The organism is Blautia sp. DFI.9.10 (genome assembly GCF_024461705.1).
In the GTDB taxonomy this organism is placed as follows: Bacteria; Bacillota; Clostridia; order Lachnospirales; family Lachnospiraceae; genus Blautia_A; species Blautia_A fusiformis.
The window spans coordinates 1-21,598 of the sequence record NZ_JANGAA010000032.1 but is presented as its reverse complement, the minus strand read 5'-3'; the positions used below and the strand labels follow the sequence as shown (position 1 = coordinate 21,598).

The following is a 21,598-nucleotide window of genomic DNA, read 5'->3' as shown; positions in this document are numbered from 1 at the left end:
ATAGGTAACAAAAAATGCCGTATTTATGCGGCTTGTGGCGTTTCGCAAACGCCTAGTGTAATATAAAAGACAAAGAGGAGGACAGGTATGCATAAGTGGAAGCTTTTTAAGAAGTCAGCTGCACTCGTTCTGAGTTCAGCGGTGATCGCGTCAGGAGTGCCGGTAACGGCAATGGCGTCTGAGGCGGAAGTTTTTAGTGACGTGTCAGAAGAAACACAAGGAGAGACAGCACAGGAAGAAGGAGAGAACGAGGATCAGGAGTCTGTTTCCCAGGAGCAGCCGGAAGTTGGTGAAGCTGATATTCAGTCGGAAGAGCCGGAAGAAAGTGATGCAGAAGCTATTCAGGAAGAAGTAGCAGAAATTTCAGCAGAAGAGATTCAACAGGAAGAGGAACCGCAGATCCAGGAGGATACAGAAGAGGCATTCGGTGATGGAGAAGCATTTATGGCAGAAGCAGGCGAGGTTCTTCAGGATGCTTCTGAGATCACTGTTGCAGGAGTGAAATATCTCTGGTCCATGCAGCCGGCAGAGGGATATACACAGATAGGAACAACAGGCGTTTATGTAAAAGTGGCAGATGGACAGACCGCTCTGAACGGAAAACTGTACGGAACGACAACTTTAAGTTATTCGGAATTTTATGCCGGGGATACCACTCAGGAGAGCTATGACGCTATCACTTCGGCAACAACGAGTAAAAATCAGATTTTTGCTAATGAGGACAGCACAGAGGTGACTTCTTCCGGATATCAGATCCAGGGTGTGAAGAATGTAAGTGTTGCAGTGGACGCGGAAACCTATGTAGATGCACAGGCGCTGAAAGCTGCTTCCAAGCTTCCGAGAGAGGGTGTCTATACAGAGGCAGCAGATATTACGCTGAATGAAGCACCGTCACAGGAAACAGGACAGTATAAAACTCTGAATACAGACGGAACATATAGTGCAACAAAATTCGATGTAAAAGCAACGGTCACAGATGCATCCACCCAGATTCAGGCACCATCGATCTGGGGTGATTACATGCTGGTGGTAAAAGAAGCCGGCACAAAATATCTCCGCAATTCCAGACAGGGTGATTTTGCTGTAGGCGGAAATACACTGGGAGTGATCCTTGAAACTGCCAGTGGCAAGAAGGTAGGACTTCGTCATACCTATGAAATCTGGGTACAGCCCTACGAACTTGCGTTTTCAGCAGGATCCGGGCTTATCGGGGAAAAAATTTCAAAGGTGACTTATATTACTCCGGACGGCTCCTATGTATATGAGTTCGGAGACAAAGCTCCTCTTGTGAAAAAACAGCCTGAAGCAGGAATGAAGGTACAGGCGGCTTTTGTAAAAGAAAATACAACCCAGGTTAAAGTTGATGACCTTGACAAATATGAAAACCCTAAGGTTTCCGTATACTACACAACAGGAAGTGGCCATGGTAAAAAGACAACGTATGTTGTAGATCATGCAGTGGCAGAGAATGGGGTGGTAACCTTTGACAGCAGTGTAGCCAGGGCCGGGGATGAGATCTACACGGTTATGATCTCAAGCGACAATTATGTGGATATGACAAAAAATATCACACTGACAGGCCAGCCGATCACGGTTTCCAATGTTTCCTATTACTGGGTAAAGGGAGCGGTGGATGGATATACACAGATTCCGGGAACAGATATTTATTATAAGGTGGCAAATGGACATCAGGCACTGACAGGAACACTTTACGGTACGGCATCTCTGTCATACGAGGAATTTTATGCGGGAGATGCAACGAGCCGCAAGTATGATTCCGTTACATCTGCCACAACCAGAAAAAGTACTGTTTTCGGAAATGCAGATGTTCAGAATCTGACAGAAAATGGCTATGAGATCGCAGGAGTAAAAAAGGTTAATGTAGCTACAGATGCAAAAACGTATGTAGAGGCGCAGATCCTTTCAGAAGCGGGAGAACTTCCGGAAAGCGGAGTATATACAGAAGCAGCAGGGATCACCCTGGGACGTACTCCGACGGTAGAGCCTGGGCAGTATAAAACACTGAATACAGATGGAACATACAGTGCTACAAAATTTAATGTAAAAGCAACTGTGACAGATGCGGAGGCAACACTCAAAACATCTTCTCGCTGGGGAGATTATGAGATTGATGTAAAAGAAACCAGCACAAAATATCTCCGCAATACAAAGAGTGATTCCGATTTTGCAGTTAACTCCGGGATTCAGGGAATGATCCTGGAAACAACAGACGGCGGAAAATATGGCATGCGTCATATGAACGAGATGTGGCTGAAGGTGTATAAGGTTGCCTTTGCAAAAGATACAGGTCTTGAGGGAAAAACCGTAAACAAGATCACGTACATTATGGCAGACGGCGCGTATGTATATGAATTTGCAGATGGTATTTATGTTAAACCGCAGGCAACAGAAGAGATGGCTGTTTCTCCGGAATTTACGGACAGCACCCATGTTAAGCTTGCAAATCTTGATAAATACAAAAATCCGAAGGTATCTGTTTTCTATACAACAGGTGTCGGACATGCTTCAGAGACAACATATCTTGTACAGGATGCAGTAACTACAGATGGAGTGGTTGCTCTGGATTCCACTGTAGCGAGACCGGAAAATGAAACCTATACAGTAAGAGTTTCCAGTGATGGTCATGCAGATGTTTCTGTTCAGCTGGTGTATGGAACGATTGCTTTTAAAGAAAATTCAGGAGTTCTTTATATCGGAAGCTCCAGACAGCTTGAAGCAACAGGCGAGAATTGCAAGGATGTAACATACGCTTCCGATAATGAAACGGTTGCATCTGTGGACGAGAACGGAAAAGTAACTGCGAAAGCAGCAGGAACAGCCGTGATCACAGCAACATCTGCAGCAGGAAAAACTGCACAGTACAAGCTTACTGTAAAAACGCCATCTGTAAAACTGAATGCATCAGCGAAGACGCTTTATGTAAAAGGATCTCCAGCTACAGTGACGCTGAAAGCAACGACCGCAGGTGTTACCGGAAAAGTAACCTATACAAGCAGTAAACCATCTGTTGTAGCTGTAGCCGCAAATGGAAAGGTAACTGCAAAGGCGGCAGGTACAGCTGTGATCACAGCGAAATGCGGAAATTATAAAGCAACCTGCAAGATCACAGTTAAGAAGCCGTCTGTAAAAGCTTCGGCTTCAGCGAAAACTGTATTTGTGGGTGGAACAAGCCAGATCAAAGTGGAAAAAACAGGCGTTAGCGGAAAAGTTACTTATACAAGCAGTAATAAATCCGTTGCAGTGGTAAGCGCAGGCGGAAAAGTAACAGCAAAAAAAGCAGGAACAGCTACAATTACAGTAAAATGCGGAAGCTACAAAGCAACCTGCAGGATCACAGTAAAAAAAGGTAGCCTGAAGATCACATCCAAAACAGCTGTAAATGTAAAAGCAAAGAAAACAACAGCCATCAAGGCAGTTGCTACTTCAAAGGCAAAGATCACCTACAGAAGCAGCAATACAAAAGTTGCTACTGTAAGCAGCAAAGGTGTCGTTAAAGGTGTGAAAAAAGGAAAAGCTGTTATCTATGTAAGCAGCAACGGAATCACAAAAAAGGTAACAGTTACAGTGAAATAAGCATATATTTCACTTGAATATACTTGATATGTTATAAAGAACCTTTCCCAAAACTGCTTCGGGTCTGCGAAAATGCATGCCCGAAGCAGGAAAAAAGAAAAAATTCGATTTTTTTGAAAAATTTTAATTTTTTCTATTGACAAAGTACAGAAACTCTAATATAATAGCTCTTGCAGTTGAGCAATACACAAACAACTGAAACAGAATAACGAAGCGTGGCTCAGTTTGGTAGAGCGCTGCGTTCGGGACGCAGAGGTCGCAGGTTCAAATCCTGTCGCTTCGACTAACAGCTTGAGAATCCCTTGGTTGAGGGGTTCTTTTTTATGTTTGTACATCCTGGAGCTTTTTTCAGTTGATGGAATGATTTCTCTCGATCTTCATATATATTAACGAAACCGAAATACCGGAGGGACGTGCGTTGGCTGGATATCAGCGTTTTGTTGCGTATGTGTACGAGTATCGGAAAGGAAAAAAAGATGGCAGCAGCGGTTATGTGAGGGTGGAGGCCAGAGATAGGAAATGCCGTGTGGAGGTTCATCTGCGCTGCGTTGGACTGGAGCCTGGAAGTCGGTGCAGAGTGTATGGGTTTGTGCGGCAGGAAGGGCTGATGGATGGTATTTTGATCGGAAGCTGTGTTACAGGGCGGGAGCGGATCGAGTGCGCACTGGAAACGGATACAGGGGATATTGGAGGCATGGGAAAAAGTCTTCAGGAGCTTGGAGGACTGCTTCTGATCTCCGATGCCGGCGGATTCTGGGGAACGGAATGGGATGATCAGCCGATCCGGCCGGAGAATTTCCGCGAGTGGAAGAAAAAAGAAACGGAACCTCGGAAGGAAACGGAGAAAACAGGAACGGAATATCAGAAGGCGGCGGAGAAAAAAGGCAGAGAGCGGGAAGAAAAGGAAGAAGAAAATCAAAAAGATGGAACCTTGCCAGAAGTGCAGGAAAATCAGAAGGAGTCAGACAGGATCATGACGGTGGAGGAGATTCAGGAGGATGTATTAAAGACATCGGAAACCGGAAATTCATATCAGGCTCCCGGTCCGCATCCGCCGGAGCCACCGCGACCAGGCCAGCCATCACCGCATCCGCCGGAACTACCACGGCCAGGCCAGCCGTCACCGCATCCGCCGAAGCCACCGCGACCGGAGCCATCTCGTCCACTTCCGGGAATACCCTGTGATGATCCCTTTAACGACGGCTATTTCACAGACTGCCGCAAGATTAGACCATCGGACTGCAGTGCCTTATGCAGAAAAAACGGCTGCTTCTGCAGCAACCGTTTTGTCATGTACGGATATCAGAATTTCGGCCATCTTCTGCTGTGCAGAAATCCCCGGGGACAGTACATACTGGGAGTACCCGGTGGATACAGCCAGCAGGAACGGTTTATGGCCAATATGTTTGGCTTTCCCTACTTTAAGGAATGTCCGGATATTCATATCCCAGGCGGAAAGGGAGGATACTGGTACTGTTTTATTAACATCTGATCAGAAAAATTTCGGCATCCATGCAGATAAGCAAACAGTTTTGCAAATCCGCAGATCACAGCTCCATACCACGAATTTCTACTACCGGGATCGTCTGAGACAGGATATCCCGGTAGTTTTTCATTTCTTCCTCGGAGCAGGCAGAGAATCCCGGTATCAGAACTCCGTCGGAATCCCGGTAAGCCTGGAGATAATAAGCTTTTGCACCGCTTAACCATCGGCTGATCTCCTGAAAATCTTTTTCGGAATGAAGTTCCCTCACAACTGTTGTACGAAATTCATAATCAAGGTGTCCGTCCAGCAGCCATCCGGCAGTTTCCCGGATCCCATCCAGATCAGCATGTACACCGGTAAGCACATGATAGTTGGAAGGACAGGCCTTGATATCCATGGCAACTTTGTTGATCAGGTCAGCTGCTGCGAGATTTTTTACCACGGAGGGGCGGGAACCGTTGGTATCGAGCTTCACATCATAGCCCAGCTCCCTGATCCTGCTGAGAAATTCCGGCAGCTCCGGTGCAAGTGTGGGTTCACCGCCGGAAATACAGACGCCATCGAGAATCCCCTTTCTTTTTTTTAGAAAAGCCAGGATTTCCTCCTGGGAATATTCAGGCTGGGTGTCAGGCTCCACGACAAGAGCTCCATTCTGGCAGAATGGGCAGCGGAAGTTGCAGCCGCCTAAGAATATGGTACAGGCTACCCTTCCCGGATAATCCAGCAGGGTTGTTTTGTTAAATCCACATATTTTCATAGGAAAATCCCCTTGTTTCTCTTATTTATGATACTACAAGCATACTCTCCCCCGAAAAAAGCTGCAAGCCTTTTTAAACGAATCAAGTAAGTTTCCTGCGGAGCTGCGAAAAGCAGTAAGCAGAGATGGGGACTTGCTCATGGAAGAAAAAAACATATAATTTATGGGCTACACCTCCTGGGGCTGCATTGACCTTGTCAGTGCATCTACAGCAGAGCTGAAAAAACGCTACGGCTACATTTACGTGGACCGCAACGACGATGGAACAGGTACACTGAACCGTTATAAGAAAAAATCCTTCTATTGGTATAAAGATGTGATCGCTACCAATGGTGAGTCACTTCACAAATAATCTGGCTGCTTGACTTTCCGGAAAAAGCAGATATAATGCATTCATTGACGCAGACAATGGAGTTCGCGAGAGCTTCCGTTGTCTGCGTTTTTGGCTGTGTGCGAATATCTGTTTTGCAGTAGATTGACATGGAATATTTGAAAAGTTATAATCGAACGGACAGAAGGCTGAGAGCAGTCTTAGTATGAACAGATAGAATCCCGGAGCTTTTTCCGGAATGTGAAGTTACAGGAGGAGTAAAAACGTGACAGATCAGGAACGTTTTATGAAAGAGGCAATCCGCCAGGCAAAAAAGGCCCGTGCATTGGAGGAAGTGCCGATCGGCTGCGTGATCGTGCATGAGGGAAAGATCATAGCCAGAGGCTACAATCGCCGCAATACAGATAAAAATACCTTATCTCATGCAGAGCTTAATGCTATCCGAAAGGCAAGTAAAAAGCTGGGAGACTGGCGTCTGGAGGGATGCACCATGTATGTAACGCTGGAGCCTTGTCAGATGTGTTCCGGTGCACTGGTACAGTCCAGGATCGATGAGGTGGTGATCGGCTGTATGAACCCGAAAGCAGGCTGTGCCGGATCTGTGATGAATCTTCTTCAGATCGAAGGCTTTAATCATCAGGTAAAGATCACAGAAGGGGTATTGGAAGAGGAATGCTCCGAAATGCTTTCCACATTTTTCAGGGAACTGCGGGAGAAAAAGAAGCAGGCAAAAATCCTGAAGAAGCAGGAAGCAGAGCGCCTTGCCGGACAGACACAGTCAGAGAGAGCGGAATAGAACGAAAAATCCCGGGAGATTTACTCTTGACAGAATCCTGTGAAAATATCAAAATAAAATCATAAATGGATTTCACTATTACAGACAGAAAATCCATTCAGGTCAAACGAAAGTCGTTGATACAGGAACGACAGAAAATGGAGGAACAAAAATGGAACTTGAAGCTTTAAGAAAAGACATGGTAGCAGCAATGAAGGCCAAAGATAAGGTAACAAAGGAAGCAGTTTCCGCACTGATCGCAGCAGTAAAAAAAGCTGCCATTGATGAGGGATGCCGTGATGACATCAAAGGAGAGCTTGTAGACAAAGTTATCCTGAAAGAGCTGAAAACAGCAAAAGAGCAGATCGACACCTGCCCTGCAGAACGTACAGATCTGAAAGAGGAGTATCAGGCAAGATATGATATCATTGCGAAATATGCTCCGAAGCAGATGGATGAAGCAGAGATCAAGGCTTATATCGAGGAGAAATTTGCAGATGTTCTGGCAACAGGAAATAAAGGCCAGATCATGAAGGCAGTTATGGGAGATCTGAAGGGAAAGGCAGACGGCAAGCTGATCAATCAGGTAGTTGCCGGATATTGTAAATAAAATAATAGTACAAAAAATCCCGCCGGATCAGTCATAAATGACAGACCCGGCGGGAATGCTGTTTATATAGAGATCATATATTATAACCTTTTTTACGCGCGCCGCACCTCGGAATGGTCTCACAGACGTTACCTTTACAGTTAACTCAGCCCAGGCACCCTCACGGCACACAAGAGCTTCTGCTTAGTGCTGCTGCATTCCTGCCCTGACACGGTTCACAGATTCCTGTTGCGTAAGACCCAGACGTCAACGCCACTTATAAAGGGCTGCTCTGCAAGATACAAGCCTCAGATTGGCATCACCCCTGCTGTAGCGGATTGCAGGTACAGGGCACCGCTATCTCCCCGGCTGCGCGGAATTTAATTATAGACTCTGAAACCGGATTTGTCAAGGTACAGACCGAAATAAATCAGTTCATATTAAGTGTACAGTACTGTACCGCTCCGTTTTTGGTGTTGCGAAGGGTGAAGCTGATATAGGCGGACTGCTTCGCAGAAAGGTTTCCGATACGGAGCGTGGAAGAAGAAGCCCCGCTGTTAGGAGCGTTGTAATTGGTACTATACTGTGTATGGGTCCGGTTGTTGTTGAAAGAAACGCCTGTGATCTTCCAGCCATTTGCAGCGGTGCATTTCATGACAGCATTCTTCTGTGCCTTGTTGGCGTAACGAAAGGCGTTATGGCCGGAGCTTTTGAATTTTCCGGCAAGATTGCCTTTTACACCTGTGATGGAGACGGATTTCAACGGGTTGACATAACGAAGAACCTTGATGGTGGAAGTATAGGTTTTGTTTCCGACCTTGAAGGAAATCTTTCCGGTTCCGGGCTTTTTAACGGCAAAACCGATATTGTAGAAATGATCGGAGTGAGTGTACGGTTTTGCACCCTTGCGGAAAGCCTCCGTGGTACTTTTGAAGCTGCTGGAACCGAAGTAATCCAGTGCGATCACAGATCCTCCGCTGACTACTTTAACATTGGATTTGAGAATGTTCTGTTTAGCAGGAATATTGCTGATCGAGATCTCATCGTATCCCAGGTCCTTTCCGGATGTGGGCATATAAACGATCCGGGTTTTGGAATAATTGATCGCTGCACTGGCGGCGAGAGGAGTCATGGCGCATACCATGGCTGCGGCTAATAAAGCGCAGGATAGTTTTTTGAGAAATTTTTTCATAGGACTCTCCTTTCTAGACGAAAATTTTCTGTAAACATACGAAAGTTACTGATAATTTTATTTTACGATGTGATACAGGTAAAGTCAATCAATACACTCGCTGTTTTCGTGCTTTTTTGGCTATTGTACACTGCCTGAAAATGCTTTATAATATTATATTGTGTAAAACTCTGTGAAAAGAGAGGATACAGTAGTTGTTCTGCAGAAATACGTCAGGTGGAATATCTGTCTTATATGCAGACAGCAACAAATAAAATGTGCACATAAGAGGGCACAGAATGGAGGACGCTATGATTAAAAGAATCGGTCTGCTGACAAGCGGTGGTGACTGTCAGGCACTGAACGCAACCATGAGAGGCGTTGTAAAGGGTCTGAGCAACAGCGTTGAGAACCTTGAGGTTTATGGATTTGATGACGGATATAAGGGACTGATCTACGGGAAATATCGTATGCTTACAGCCAGGGACTTTTCCGGAATCCTGACTCAGGGCGGAACTATTCTCGGAACATCCAGACAGCCATTCAAACTGATGCGGGTTCCGGATGAGAAGGGACTGGATAAGGTTGAGGCCATGAAACAGACTTACTATAAGCTCTGTCTTGACTGTCTTGTGATCCTCGGCGGAAACGGAACGCAGAAAACCGCCAATCTTCTCCGCGAGGAAGGCCTGAATATCATCCATCTTCCGAAGACCATTGATAATGATATCTGGGGTACAGATATGACCTTTGGCTTCCAGAGCGCTCTGGAGATCGCAACAAATGCCATTGACTGCATCCATACAACAGCTGCATCTCATGGACGTGTATTTATTGTTGAGATCATGGGACATAAGGTCGGAAGCCTTACACTGAATGCCGGTGTTGCAGGCGGAGCAGATGTGATCCTGATCCCGGAGATCCCATACGATATCAATAAGGTTGTAGAAGCCATCCAGAAGCGTAACAAGGCAGGCAAGCGTTTTACCATTCTTGCAGTAGCTGAGGGAGCTATCTCAAAAGAAGATGCAGAGCTTCCGAAGAAAAAATACAAAGAAAAGCTTGCGGAAAGAGCGAAGAAATATCCGTCTGTATCCTATGAGATCGCAGACCAGATCCAGCAGGTGACCGGAAGTGAGGTACGTATCACAGTTCCGGGACATATGCAGCGAGGCGGAGAGCCATGTGCATATGACCGCGTTCTTTCCACAAGGATCGGTGCCGGTGCAGCGCAGGCGATCATGGATGAGGAATACGGTGTTATGATCGGTGTCATCAACGGCAAGATCAAGAGGGTTCCTCTTGCTGAATGCGCAGGCAAGCTGAAAATGGTATCTCCAAAGGATCAGCTTGTAAAAGCAGCCAAACAGATCGGAATCAGTTTTGGCGATTAATGAATTATGAGTCATCTGGCCGCCGCGGGAGTCTTTCCGCGGCGACTGTGGCGAAGAGAAGGAGAGTTTTATGAGTTATACTGCTCTTTACCGTAAATTTCGTCCCGACAATTTTGACGATGTAAAAGGACAGGATCATATTGTGACAACACTGACCAACCAGATCAAGGCGAACCGTATCGGACACGCATACCTGTTCTGCGGAACGCGTGGTACCGGAAAAACTACGGTTGCAAAGATCCTGGCGAAGGCAGTAAACTGTGAACATCCTGTAAATGGCAGCCCCTGCAATGAATGTGCCATGTGCAAGGCCATTCAGGCGGGAACTGCCATGAATGTGATCGAGATCGATGCAGCCTCCAACAACGGTGTTGATAACATCCGTGAGATCCGTGAGGAAGTGGCTTATCGTCCAACCGAGGGTAAATACAAGGTTTATATCATCGATGAGGTGCATATGCTCTCAACAGGTGCATTTAATGCTCTTCTGAAAACATTGGAGGAGCCGCCTTCTTATGTTATTTTTATCCTGGCGACTACAGAGGCCCACAAGATACCGATCACAATACTGTCCAGATGTCAGCGCTATGACTTTCACCGGATATCCATTGATACCATTGCTGCCAGACTTTCCGAGCTTCTGACAGCAGAAGGGGTGGAAGCAGAGGAGAAGGCTGTACGCTATGTGGCAAAAAAAGGCGACGGGTCCATGCGAGATGCCCTGAGTCTTCTGGATCAGTGTATTTCCTTTTATCTGGGACAGGTGCTTACTTATGATAAAGTCCTGGATGTTCTGGGAGCTGTGGATACAGAGGTATTCAGCAGGCTTCTCCGAAAGGTTCTTTCCGGCGATGTGACAGGTTCCATCCATGTGCTGGAGGACCTGATCACAGGCGGCCGGGAGCTGGGACAGTTTGTATCAGATTTTACCTGGTATATGCGAAATCTTCTGCTTGTGAAGACTTCCGAAAATCCGGAGGAAGCCATTGATGTTTCTTCTGAGAATCTGAAACTTCTGAAGGAAGAGAGCGGGATGACAGATGTGGAGACGCTGATGCGTTACATTCGTATTTTTTCTGATCTGTCCAATCAGATCCGTTTTGCAAGCCAGAAGCGTGTATTGGTGGAAATCGCACTGATCAAGCTGTGCAGACCGGCCATGGAGACAAATCTGGACTCTGTTCTTGACAGGCTTCGTGTCCTGGAAAAGCAGATGGAGGAACGGCCTGTGCAGCAGGTGATCGTTCGGGAGAGCGAGGCCGGTGGAACCGGGGAACCGGGGGCGGCAGTGACCGGTACAGCAACGGTACAGCAGCAGAAACCACAGAAGGCAGCTCCTGAGGATCTTCAGAAGATCGTGGCAGGCTGGCGTGCCATCGTGGGTCAGACTACCGGACTTTTCAAGCAGTCCCTGCAGCGTGCAGTCCCCAAGTATAACGGAGAAACAGGAGATCCCATCCTTTATGTGGAATTCCAGGATTTTCTGGGGATGAATTATGTAGACAATCCGGAGGCGAAGAAAGAGCTTCAGGACATTATTGCTGCCCGGACAGGCAAGAGCGTGGAGATACATATGCTGGTAGCCAACAAACATCAGCACACCAATCTCGCGCAGATCACAGTAGACGATGCACTTCGGGAGAATATCCACATGGATATCGTAGTGGAAGAAGACCCGGATGAGGAGTCATAAATCCGTAAACAAAAAACAGGAGGAAAGTATTATGGCAAAAAGAGGTGGATTTCCTGGCATGGGTATGCCGGGAAACATGAATAATCTTATGAAACAGGCGCAGAAAATGCAGCGTCAGATGGAAGAAAACCAGAAAGCTCTTGAGGAAAAAGAGTTTACAGCAACAGTAGGCGGCGGAGCTGTTTCCGTTACAGTTTCCGGTAAACGTGAAATAACAAAGGTCACACTTTCCGAGGAAGCGGTAGATCCGGATGATATCGAGATGCTTGAGGACATGATCGCGGCAGCAACAAATGAGGCGCTCCGTCAGGTTGAGTCCGAGTCAGCAGCAGTGATGTCCAAACTCACAGGCGGCCTTGGCGGTCTTGGCGGAGGTCTTCCTTTCTGATGGAATATTACAGCAGCCATATCAATAAACTTATTGAGCAGCTTTCCCATCTTCCGGGGATCGGAGCCAAATCTGCCCAGCGTCTTGCATTTCATATCATGAATATGCCGAAGGACCAGGTGGAGCAGCTGACCGCCTCCATTACCGATGCAAGGCAGAATGTTCAGTACTGTAAGTGCTGTTACACGCTGACAGATCAGGAGCTTTGTCCGATCTGCGCCAATCCCAAAAGGGATCACAGCACGATCATGGTGGTTGAGAATACCAGGGATCTGGCAGCATATGAGAAAACAGGTAAATTTGACGGTGTATATCATGTACTTCATGGCGCGATCTCCCCGATGCTTGGGATCGGGCCGGATGATATCAAACTGAAGGAACTGATGAAGCGCCTTCAGGGGGATGTAAAGGAAGTTATTGTGGCAACCAATTCCAGTCTTGAAGGCGAAACGACAGCTATGTACATCAGTAAGCTGATCAAACCGACCGGGATCAAAGTAAGCCGTATCGCCAGCGGAGTTCCGGTGGGCGGTGATCTGGAGTATATTGATGAGGTGACACTTCTCCGGGCACTGGAAGGAAGAGTGGAACTATAACCGGATCAGGTGAAAAATTCCCTGAGGGATTGCAAAAAGTGATAAGCAGCCAGGAAATTTCCCCAGGTTATAAAGGAGGTGAGACTGGTGGCAAAAAAGAAAGCAACCTCATCGGATGTGGCAGCACGCGCAGGAGTTTCCCAGGCAACGGTATCCATGGTGCTGAACCGGAAATATAATGTTTCTTTTTCGAGAGAAACTGTGGAGCGGGTGGAGCAGGCGGCCAGAGAGCTTGGCTATGAGCTTCCCGGACGTCGGAAACACAAAGCTGACAGAAAAGAAAAGCTGATCGTTGTTTTCTGCCCCACACTCACCAGTCCCTATTATGTACTGCTGCTTCAAGGGATCGAGGCTGTGGCCAATGAGCAGGGATATGGGGTATTTATCTGCAACACCCAGCGCGATGCGGGGCTGGAAGAAAAATATCTCCGTATGATGCAGACCATGCGGCCGGCAGGGATCATCTATACCTGCAATCCTCATCCGGATTTCCAGCATCAGGTAGAAAAGATCGCAAAAGAAACACCGCTGGTCATCATCAGCAACAAGGAAAAAACAACCACGGTAGATGCTATCAATCAGGACAACACAGTGGTAGGAAGGCTGATGGCCAGACATCTTCTTGATCTGGGGCACACGGATGTGGCATTTATCACGCCGCCTCTTACCAGACGGCAGTGGCAGCGCTCCAAGCGTGTGGAGGGCTTTGTCCGCGAGTTTGAAAAAGAGGGAAAAAAAGATCATGTGCTCATCAAGGCGGCAGATGAATCCAATGACAGAAAGATCCCGCGGATGGATTCCGAGTATGCCATGGGCTACGAACTGACCATGGAACTTCTCCAGGAAGGACAGAAATTTACGGCTATCGCAGGACAGAATGACATGATGGCTATAGGCGCCATTGATGCGCTGCATGAAATGAGGATACACGTTCCGAAGGATGTTTCTGTCATAGGGTGCGACAATATTTTTTATTCCGGCATCCGCAGGATCTCCCTGACAACCATTGATCATTTTGTTGCGCTGAAGGGAAGAGATGCCTGTGACATCATCATCCGTAAGATCGACATGAATGATAAATTTTACCTGGATGAAAGACCTGCCAGCCTGTATAATATCGAATATACCCCGAAGCTGATCACGCGCCGCACGACGGGGTATGCAAGACTGGACAGAAACCAGTCTGATGAACAGAAAAATAAATAATAGCGCAAAAATTATTAATAATAATATATAGAGAGAGTTTCCATGACACATTTGAATAGAAACCTTGTTAGCTACGATAATTACGGCGATATTCGAATTGAGGAAAATGGAAAGAAGCTGTTTTGAGTGAAAAAATTGACAGACACTATTAATAAAATGTTATTTTATTAATAGAATATTTATTAATAAAAAACAGGTGTCTTGACCCCCGCAATGAGTTTGTTATAATGGAATCATCAAGAAAAAGAACGAACGTAAACAGGAGGAAAAAACAATGAAATTTTTTATCGACACAGCTAAAGTAGAGGATATCAGAGAAGCAAATGACATGGGAGTTATCTGTGGAGTTACAACAAACCCGTCTCTGATCGCCAAAGAAGGAAGAGACTTCAACGAGGTGATCAAAGAGATCACAACGATCGTTGACGGACCGATCAGTGGTGAGGTTAAAGCTACCACAACAGATGCTGAGGGAATGATCCGTGAGGGACGTGAGATCGCAGCGATCCATCCGAACATGGTTGTTAAGATTCCTATGACAACAGAGGGACTGAAGGCAGTTAAGGTTCTTTCCTCTGAGGGGATCAAGACAAACGTTACTCTGATCTTTTCTGCTAACCAGGCACTTCTTGCAGCAAGAGCAGGTGCTACATATGTATCTCCGTTCCTTGGAAGACTGGATGACATCTCCACAGATGGCGTTGAGCTGATCCAGCAGATCGCTGAGATGTTTGCAGTTGCAGATATCCCGACAGAGATCATCGCAGCAAGCGTTCGTCATCCAATGCATGTAACTGCATGTGCACTTGCAGGCGCAGATATCGCTACGGTACCGTTCAAGGTAATTGAGCAGATGACACATCATCCGCTGACAGATGCAGGTATCGCTAAATTCCAGGCTGATTACAAGGCAGTATTCGGTGAGTGATCGAAACCTCTTTTATATACAAATTCCCTGTGAACAGCAGGGCACTAAAAAGGAGACATTTATAACATGGATAAGTTAGAACTTCAGAAAGTTGCCAACGAAGTCCGCAAGGATATCGTAACAGCAGTCCATGCAGCAAAGGCCGGCCATCCGGGCGGATCCCTTTCTGCAGCAGACGTGTTCACCTATTTATATTTTGAAGAGATGAACATCGATCCGAAGGATCCTAAGAAGGCAGACCGTGACCGCTTTGTCCTTTCCAAAGGACATACAGCACCGGGACTCTATTCTGTACTTGCAGAGAGAGGATATTTTCCAAAAGAGGATCTGAAAACACTTCGTCATCTGGGCTCCTATCTTCAGGGACATCCGGATATGAAGCATATTCCGGGCGTTGATATGTCCAGTGGTTCTCTTGGTCAGGGAATCTCTGCAGCAGCAGGTATGGCTCTTTCTGCCAAACTCAGTAATGATGACTATCGAGTATATACTCTGCTGGGTGATGGTGAGATCGAGGAAGGCCAGGTGTGGGAGGCAGCTATGTTCGCAGGCTTCCGTAAACTGGACAACCTGGTTGTGATCGTAGATAACAATGGACTTCAGATCGATGGTGACATTGCAGATGTATGCTCCCCGTATCCGATCGACAAGAAATTTGAAGCTTTCAATTTCCATGTGATCAATGTTGCGGACGGCAACGATATGGATCAGCTGAAGGCTGCTTTTGATGAGGCAAGAGCTACAAAGGGTATGCCGACAGCTATCATCATGAAAACAGTAAAAGGTAAAGGCGTTTCCTACATGGAGAACGCAGTAGGCTGGCACGGAAAAGCTCCGAATGATGAGCAGTATGCACAGGCAATGGAAGATCTGGAGAAGGTAGGTGAAGCATTATGTCAGAAGTAAAGAAAATCGCAACGAGAGCAAGCTACGGCAGTGCCCTCATAGAATTAGGAAAAAAACACGAGGATCTTATCGTTCTTGACGCTGACCTTGCTGCAGCTACACAGACAGGTATGTTTAAAAAAGAATTCCCGGAGCGTCACATTGACTGCGGTATCGCAGAGTGCAACATGATGGGTATTGCAGCAGGAATCGCTTCCACAGGTAAGGTTCCCTTTGCAAGTACTTTTGCAATGTTTGCAGCAGGACGTGCTTATGAGCAGGTTCGTAACTCCATCGGATATCCGAAGCTGAATGTAAAGATCGGAGCAACTCACGGCGGTATTTCTGTAGGTGAAGACGGCGCCACACATCAGTGCCTGGAGGATTTTGCCCTGATGAGAGTGATTCCGGGCATGGTCGTTGCAAGTCCTTCTGATGATATCGAAGCAAAAGCTATGGTTGCTGCTGCTTACGAGCATCAGGGACCGGTATACATGAGATTCGGACGTCTTGCTGTTCCGGTTATCAATGACAGACCGGATTATAAATTTGAGCTTGGTAAGGGCATCGTTCTCCGCGAGGGAAAAGATCTTACCATCATCGCAAACGGACTTTGCGTTGCACCGGCTCTTGAAGCAGCTGAGAAGCTTGCAGCAGACGGAATCGATGCAAAAGTGATCAATATCCATACCATCAAGCCTCTGGATGAGGACCTTGTTGTTGCAGCTGCCAAAGAAACCGGCAAGGTTGTAACTGTTGAGGAGCATTCCATCATCGGCGGTCTTGGCGGAGCTGTATGCGAGTGCCTGGCTGAGAAGGCACCGGTACCGGTTAAACGTATCGGAATCCATGATGTATTCGGTGAGTCCGGTCCGGCATTAGAGCTTCTTCATAAATACGGTCTCGATGCAGAGGGTATCTATAAGCAGATCAAGGAGTTCGCATAATCAAGATCAACAGGGGATAAGTCTGTTTCTGCAGGAAGTATCTTAAGGATCCCGCAGGCGATCACATCTGCAAGTGCTACCACGGTGGAGAGCCGGGTAGTCTGCAGGGTAAGCTGCTCCATGATTCCGGCAGTATTTACAATGCCGGTGATATGGATGTCCCCTACAGGTGGAAGATCTTTCTGAACACCAGCACCTGGGTAAAGTGCACCATTTCCAATGGTCACATAGCCCAGGTGTTTTTTTTGTCCAAGAGAAGCGTCTATGGCGATCACGAGGGCGTGTGGATGAAGCCTTGTGATAAGCGATGAAGTTTTTTCCAGGTTCAGGGCATGGACCGGGCAGGAAAGAGTGCCGTAGACAAAAATATGTCCGGTTTCATGAGGATGAAGAAGGTGTCCGATATATGGGCCTAAACAATCTCCGGTAACACGATCACTACCAATGCATAAAAACACGATCTCAGTCCATTTCTTGGGACAGTGAAGAATGCATTTTTTCAGAAGATAAGCAATCTCGCCGGATGAACCGTTTTTTCCGGCATCAATGTAAAAAGCCATGAGAAACCTCGATTCTTTTTTCACTCTATCATATCCTGAAAAAAGGAAAAATATGCATGGTGCGGAATCTGTCGCTAAATTCTGTGGACAGACTCTTACATTCTGCTAAAATCCGCATTTTTACTGTGCTATGCTTGGACAGAAGGAGTGATATGAGATGATAGAAGTCATTTATAAGGAGGACACAACAGAACAGGAAGCCGCACAGGAATCGTTTTCCATGCCTAGAAATGTAAGGCAGATCGGGCTGGCGAACGGAGATTACAGGATTTATATAGAAGATTATGTATACACATTTCTCTGCAGCCTGGCAGAAGATGAAAAGCCGGAAGGCCAGGGAAGTGTGGCGGTACTTACAGGTGAAATTCAATGGACTGCAGATATGACCTGTATTTTTATAAAAGGTGCCATTGCAGCAGACGGCATGGAGGCTGCGGCAGAACATATTGACTTTTCGGAAAAACTCTGGCAGAAACTGCAGGAGGATAAGGATCAGTATTTTCCGGAGCAGGAGATCGTGGGATGGTTTTTTGCACAGCCTCAGATAGCAATGGAGATCACGGAGCTTTTTGTGAAAGTACATCTCAGACATTTCGGAGGGGAAAAGATCCTGATGCTGATGGATCCTGGAGAACGGGAGGATGCCTTTTTCCGTTATGATGGCGGCATGATGGCAAAACTGAGCGGGTATTATATTTATTATGAGAAAAATTCTCAGATGCAGACGTATATGATCGAACGCAGCCAGAAAGAGGGCGGAGAAGCATCCGAGGAAGTGGAGGACAGGGCTGTCAGAAATTTCAGAAAGATCATAGACAGTAAAAATCCGGAGGAACGGGGAGAAGAGAAAACTTCTGTTTTTTCTTATGCGGCTACGGTGTGTCTGGCACTGGCAGTTCTTGTGGCTGGAGTGGGCTTTTATCGGAATCAGCAGAAAAAAACAGAGGTTCCGGAAGATTATCGCGCTGCTTCTGCTTCGGTGGTGCAGATAACACCTGCAGTAACAGAACCGGTGCGGAGTGTATCGGTTTCGCCAAAGGCGGTGCAGACGCAGAAACCGGTGCAGACACAAAAACCGGTACAGACGCAGGAAGCTGTGCGGGGAACTCCGGTCCCGACGGAAACCACGCAGAAAAGAGAAAAAATCTCAATAACACCGGAACCTCGAAGTTCAAAAAAACAGTCTGTTTCAGAAGCAACGCAAAAAAAGGATAATAAAACAGAAGAGAAAAAAACAGAAGAGACTTCAGTGGCTGCAGGAAATCCTGGAGAAACTTATGTGATCCACCCGGGAGACACCTTGTATCAGATCAGTCTGAACCGCTATGGCACTGTAGAGGCGATGGAACAGATCTGTGCATTAAACGGAATTTCTGCCAATGAGATCATTTATCCCGGGCAGGTAATTGTACTACCCTGATGGAGTGTGCTATAATAACTGGAAAACCAATTACAAAATAAAATACTTAAGGTAAGGGATACAGTTGTGAATATCATAAAAAAAATACAGAAAAAACAAAAGCGTAAAAAGCTGATGAGGCAAAAAGCCAGGCTTGCACAGGAACAGGCTGCACAGGAAGGCGCTCACTACGGGAGAACTTCTCATCGCCGAAGGATTTCAAGAAAGGGGAAAAAGGTGATCACAGCGGCAGTGATCGCTGCTGCAGTCTGCCTGGTTTTTCTCTATGCAGAAAAAAGAAGCTATCACAGCTATAAAGTATTAAATACAAGCGAACAGGAAGATGTTGTGTCCACACAGTATGTGGACATGGATGGAGATATCCTGAGATACAGTCCGGATGGAGTATCTGTTGTGGACAACAGCATGAATACGATCTGGAATGAAACCTATACAATGCAGAATCCTATTGCAGATGTGAATGGAAGCAGGGCGGTTGTTGCAGACAGCGAGGGAACATCGCTTTATATCTGCGACAAAAAAGGTGTGACCGGAACTGTAACAACATCTTATGCTATTGTAAAAGTGCGGATCGCATCGAATGGAATGGTTGCAGTGATCCTGGACAATGATGATAATACCTGGATCAATTTTTATAATCCGGATGGCAGTCTGGTCGCGGAAAATCTGACTAAGATCGATGATCCGGGATATCCCATGGATGTAGCAGTGTCTGATAACGGAGTGATGATGGTAACATTCCAGTATGTTGATGGAAGCAAGACTACCAGCTATGTGGCATTTTATAATTATGGGGATGTAGGGCAGAATGAGGATGATCGGATCGTAAGTGGTTATACCTATGAGAATGTAGTGATCCCGCAGGTGGAATGTATCAGTGACAGTAAGTATATTGCTTTGCGAGATGATGGATTTTCTACTTACCAGGGAAGCCAGATTCCCAAAGAAAGCAAAACAGTCAATGTAAAACAGGAGATCGTAAGTACATTTTTCAGTGATGACAGGATTGGCCTTGTATTTAAAAACAATAATAAAGATGATCTGTATACAATGGAAGTCTATAGTATGAGCGGACAGCTGAAATTCCGTAAAAATTTCAATATTCCATATACGACTATAAAAATGAGCGGAGATAATATCATCATGTATAACAGCTCGCAGATCTGCGTGATGAACAGCCGTGGCGTACAGAAATATGCCGGAAATGTAGATGGAACGATCCGGGATTTCTTTAAGATCGGATGGAATAAATATCTTATGGTACTGGATACAGGCGTCAGCACCATAAAATTCAGTTAAGGGGGCAGATATGAACTGGACATGGCTTGGACTGGCTGTGCTGGTCCTGCTTGCCTTTTCCATGGTGGATGGATACAGGCATGGCTTTGTAAAAGAAGTAGTATCTGCATTGCTTGTTCTGATCTCCGTTGCTCTGGTATGGCTGATCAATCCTTATGTGAATCAGTTCATACGTGAGAATACGTCTGTTTATGAAAAAATCCAGACTGCCAGCGGATCATTTGTGGATTCTCTGGCAGATGGAAAAGAAACCATGGATGAGGAGGAACAGAAGGCGTTGATCAGCAGTATGGATATTCCGGATCTCCTCCAGAAGGGGATAACAGAAAATAATACGGCATTGGTGTATCAATATCTGGCGGTTAATACATTTGCAGGGTATATTTCCGGATATCTGGCCAATGTAGCAGTGAACTGTCTTTCTTTTTTGGTATCATACATACTTTCCTCAATCCTGATCCATGTGCTGGCGTATGCCATGGATCTCCTGGCAAGATTGCCGGTCATCCGTGGGATCAACAAAATAGCCGGCGCCGTAGTAGGAGGCATGAAGTGTATTGTTTTTGTATGGGTCGGAATGCTGGTACTTACGATTTTATGCAACACGGAAATAGGGCAAAAGAGTCTGGGACTGATCCGGGGTGATACAGTACTGGATTTTCTTTATGATAAAAATATTTTTATCCGTATTTTTACAGGAATATTTTATGGTGGGTAAAAGAAACCGCATTTTGCAGAGGGAAAAGCACCAGGATACAGGTGGTGACCATGTCTGTGAAATGCGGTTTTTGGCGAAAAAATACGTTTTTTAGAAAAAAATGAAATTTATGTAAAAAACATGTTGACAGGTAATGGAAAAAATGATATTCTATCAGAGTTGTTAGGAACAAATTGTTTTTAAGAAACAGATAAATACATCTGCTTTCAGAAAAATAAAAAAGTAGTTGACAAAAGACAGAAGATATGATAAAGTATCCAAGTCGTCAACAAAACGACAACAAAATCTTAACTCAAAAATGTTTGAAAAAAACTTAAAAAAGTGCTTGACAAACAAAAAGAGATGAGATAAAATAAACGAGCTGTCTGAGAGACAGACACAACAAACCTTGATAACTAAACAGTGAAACACATACGATTCTCGAAAATTTCTTTACATTTAAAGAACGGTTTAAACAAACCAAAAGCAGTAAAAACGAGAGATAGCCAAACGGTTGTCTTGAGTAAATGAATCAAACACTTCTTAAGCATTTGGCTTAATCAGTGTGAGTCGCAATTAAGTTGATGCGAGCATCACTGAATTGCTAACACATTTTATCAGAGAGTTTGATCCTGGCTCAGGATGAACGCTGGCGGCGTGCTTAACACATGCAAGTCGAACGGGAATTACTTTATTGAAACTTCGGTCGATATGATTTAATTCTAGTGGCGGACGGGTGAGTAACGCGTGGGTAACCTGCCTTATACAGGGGGATAACAGTCAGAAATGACTGCTAATACCGCATAAGCGCACAGGACCGCATGGTCCGGTGTGAAAAACTCCGGTGGTATAAGATGGACCCGCGTTGGATTAGCTAGTTGG

Annotated in this window: 18 protein-coding genes, 1 tRNA gene, 1 rRNA gene, 1 other RNA gene and 1 pseudogene; 18 read left to right on the top strand and 4 right to left on the bottom strand. The window is 45.9% G+C overall.

Annotation, left to right across the window (positions count from 1 at the left end):
• The first annotated feature begins 87 nt into the window (after window positions 1-87).
• The 3 genes from NE671_RS14770 (at window position 88) to NE671_RS14760 (ending at window position 5,086) form a co-directional block, all read left to right on the top strand.
• Window positions 88-3,594, top strand: a complete 3,507-nt coding sequence (locus NE671_RS14770; protein WP_256164129.1) for an Ig-like domain-containing protein — start codon at window positions 88-90, stop codon at window positions 3,592-3,594.
• Window positions 3,595-3,803: 209 nt separating this feature from the next.
• Window positions 3,804-3,877, top strand: a tRNA-Pro gene (locus NE671_RS14765).
• Window positions 3,878-4,012: 135 nt separating this feature from the next.
• Window positions 4,013-5,086, top strand: a complete 1,074-nt coding sequence (locus tag NE671_RS14760) for a DUF6128 domain-containing protein (protein WP_173740391.1) — start codon at window positions 4,013-4,015, stop codon at window positions 5,084-5,086.
• Between the two features lie 55 nt (window positions 5,087-5,141).
• Here NE671_RS14760 and NE671_RS14755 read toward each other — a convergent pair whose 3' ends face one another.
• Window positions 5,142-5,837 carry an anaerobic ribonucleoside-triphosphate reductase activating protein gene (locus NE671_RS14755; RefSeq protein WP_021650953.1) on the bottom strand — a complete coding sequence of 232 codons (696 nt, stop codon included), beginning with the start codon at window positions 5,835-5,837 and terminating at the stop codon, window positions 5,142-5,144.
• A 163-nt stretch (window positions 5,838-6,000) separates the two neighbouring features.
• On the opposite strand from NE671_RS14755, the pseudogene NE671_RS14750 reads away from it, so the two are divergent.
• The 3 genes and pseudogenes from NE671_RS14750 to NE671_RS14740 all read left to right on the top strand — a co-directional run.
• A pseudogene (locus NE671_RS14750) lies at window positions 6,001-6,189 on the top strand (family 1 glycosylhydrolase); the annotation flags it as partial.
• 244 nt (window positions 6,190-6,433) lie between these two features.
• Entirely contained in the window at window positions 6,434-6,964 is a 531-nt protein-coding gene (gene tadA, locus NE671_RS14745; RefSeq protein WP_114001486.1) for a tRNA adenosine(34) deaminase TadA, read from the top strand.
• Window positions 6,965-7,115: 151 nt separating this feature from the next.
• Window positions 7,116-7,553: a GatB/YqeY domain-containing protein gene (locus NE671_RS14740; protein WP_022426683.1), complete on the top strand. Its 438-nt coding sequence runs from the start codon at window positions 7,116-7,118 to the stop codon at window positions 7,551-7,553.
• A 94-nt stretch (window positions 7,554-7,647) separates the two neighbouring features.
• Here NE671_RS14740 and ffs read toward each other — a convergent pair.
• Both ffs and NE671_RS14730 read right to left on the bottom strand, forming a co-directional pair.
• An RNA gene (ffs, locus tag NE671_RS14735) (signal recognition particle sRNA large type) lies at window positions 7,648-7,909 on the bottom strand.
• A gap of 53 nt (window positions 7,910-7,962) precedes the next feature.
• A complete protein-coding gene (locus tag NE671_RS14730; RefSeq protein WP_015525663.1) occupies window positions 7,963-8,724 on the bottom strand; it encodes a hypothetical protein in 762 nt (253 codons plus the stop codon).
• A 290-nt stretch (window positions 8,725-9,014) separates the two neighbouring features.
• Here NE671_RS14730 and NE671_RS14725 point away from each other — a divergent pair, with 290 nt between their 5' ends.
• The 8 genes from NE671_RS14725 (at window position 9,015) to NE671_RS14690 (ending at window position 16,740) form a co-directional block, all read left to right on the top strand.
• Window positions 9,015-10,097, top strand: a complete 1,083-nt coding sequence (locus NE671_RS14725; protein WP_021977972.1) for a 6-phosphofructokinase — start codon at window positions 9,015-9,017, stop codon at window positions 10,095-10,097.
• Between the two features lie 70 nt (window positions 10,098-10,167).
• On the top strand, window positions 10,168-11,790 hold the full coding sequence (gene dnaX, locus NE671_RS14720; protein ID WP_015525665.1) for a DNA polymerase III subunit gamma/tau: 1,623 nt from the start codon (window positions 10,168-10,170) through the stop codon (window positions 11,788-11,790).
• A gap of 31 nt (window positions 11,791-11,821) precedes the next feature.
• Complete coding sequence (locus tag NE671_RS14715) at window positions 11,822-12,178, top strand: YbaB/EbfC family nucleoid-associated protein (protein ID WP_015525666.1); 357 nt, start codon at window positions 11,822-11,824, stop codon at window positions 12,176-12,178.
• Window positions 12,178-12,774: a recombination mediator RecR gene (gene recR / locus NE671_RS14710; RefSeq protein WP_015525667.1), complete on the top strand. Its 597-nt coding sequence runs from the start codon at window positions 12,178-12,180 to the stop codon at window positions 12,772-12,774. Before NE671_RS14715 ends, recR begins: the two co-directional genes overlap by 1 nt.
• An 87-nt stretch (window positions 12,775-12,861) precedes the next feature.
• Entirely contained in the window at window positions 12,862-13,980 is a 1,119-nt protein-coding gene (locus tag NE671_RS14705) for a LacI family DNA-binding transcriptional regulator (RefSeq protein WP_059086187.1), read from the top strand.
• Window positions 13,981-14,254: 274 nt separating this feature from the next.
• Entirely contained in the window at window positions 14,255-14,908 is a 654-nt protein-coding gene (gene fsa, locus NE671_RS14700; protein ID WP_015525668.1) for a fructose-6-phosphate aldolase, read from the top strand.
• A 66-nt stretch (window positions 14,909-14,974) separates the two neighbouring features.
• Window positions 14,975-15,814, top strand: coding sequence for a transketolase (locus NE671_RS14695; protein ID WP_015525669.1), 840 nt, complete (start codon window positions 14,975-14,977; stop codon window positions 15,812-15,814).
• A complete protein-coding gene (locus tag NE671_RS14690; protein ID WP_015525670.1) occupies window positions 15,802-16,740 on the top strand; it encodes a transketolase family protein in 939 nt (312 codons plus the stop codon). Before NE671_RS14695 ends, NE671_RS14690 begins: the two co-directional genes overlap by 13 nt.
• On the opposite strand, the gene yyaC is transcribed toward NE671_RS14690, so the two are convergent.
• Window positions 16,713-17,300 carry a spore protease YyaC gene (yyaC, locus tag NE671_RS14685; protein WP_022426512.1) on the bottom strand — a complete coding sequence of 196 codons (588 nt, stop codon included), beginning with the start codon at window positions 17,298-17,300 and terminating at the stop codon, window positions 16,713-16,715. The genes NE671_RS14690 and yyaC overlap by 28 nt on opposite strands.
• Before the next feature lie 157 nt (window positions 17,301-17,457).
• Between yyaC and NE671_RS14680 the strand changes: the two genes are divergently transcribed.
• The 4 genes from NE671_RS14680 to NE671_RS14665 form a co-directional block, all read left to right on the top strand.
• The gene (locus tag NE671_RS14680; protein WP_114001481.1) at window positions 17,458-18,720 is read left to right on the top strand and encodes a LysM peptidoglycan-binding domain-containing protein; all 1,263 of its coding nucleotides are present in this window, start codon (window positions 17,458-17,460) and stop codon (window positions 18,718-18,720) included.
• Window positions 18,721-18,786: 66 nt separating this feature from the next.
• On the top strand, window positions 18,787-20,019 hold the full coding sequence (locus NE671_RS14675; protein WP_022426514.1) for a DUF5711 family protein: 1,233 nt from the start codon (window positions 18,787-18,789) through the stop codon (window positions 20,017-20,019).
• 10 nt (window positions 20,020-20,029) lie between these two features.
• Window positions 20,030-20,737 carry a CvpA family protein gene (locus NE671_RS14670; RefSeq protein WP_173740393.1) on the top strand — a complete coding sequence of 236 codons (708 nt, stop codon included), beginning with the start codon at window positions 20,030-20,032 and terminating at the stop codon, window positions 20,735-20,737.
• Window positions 20,738-21,330: 593 nt separating this feature from the next.
• Window positions 21,331-21,598 (top strand): 16S ribosomal RNA (locus NE671_RS14665); the annotation flags it as partial.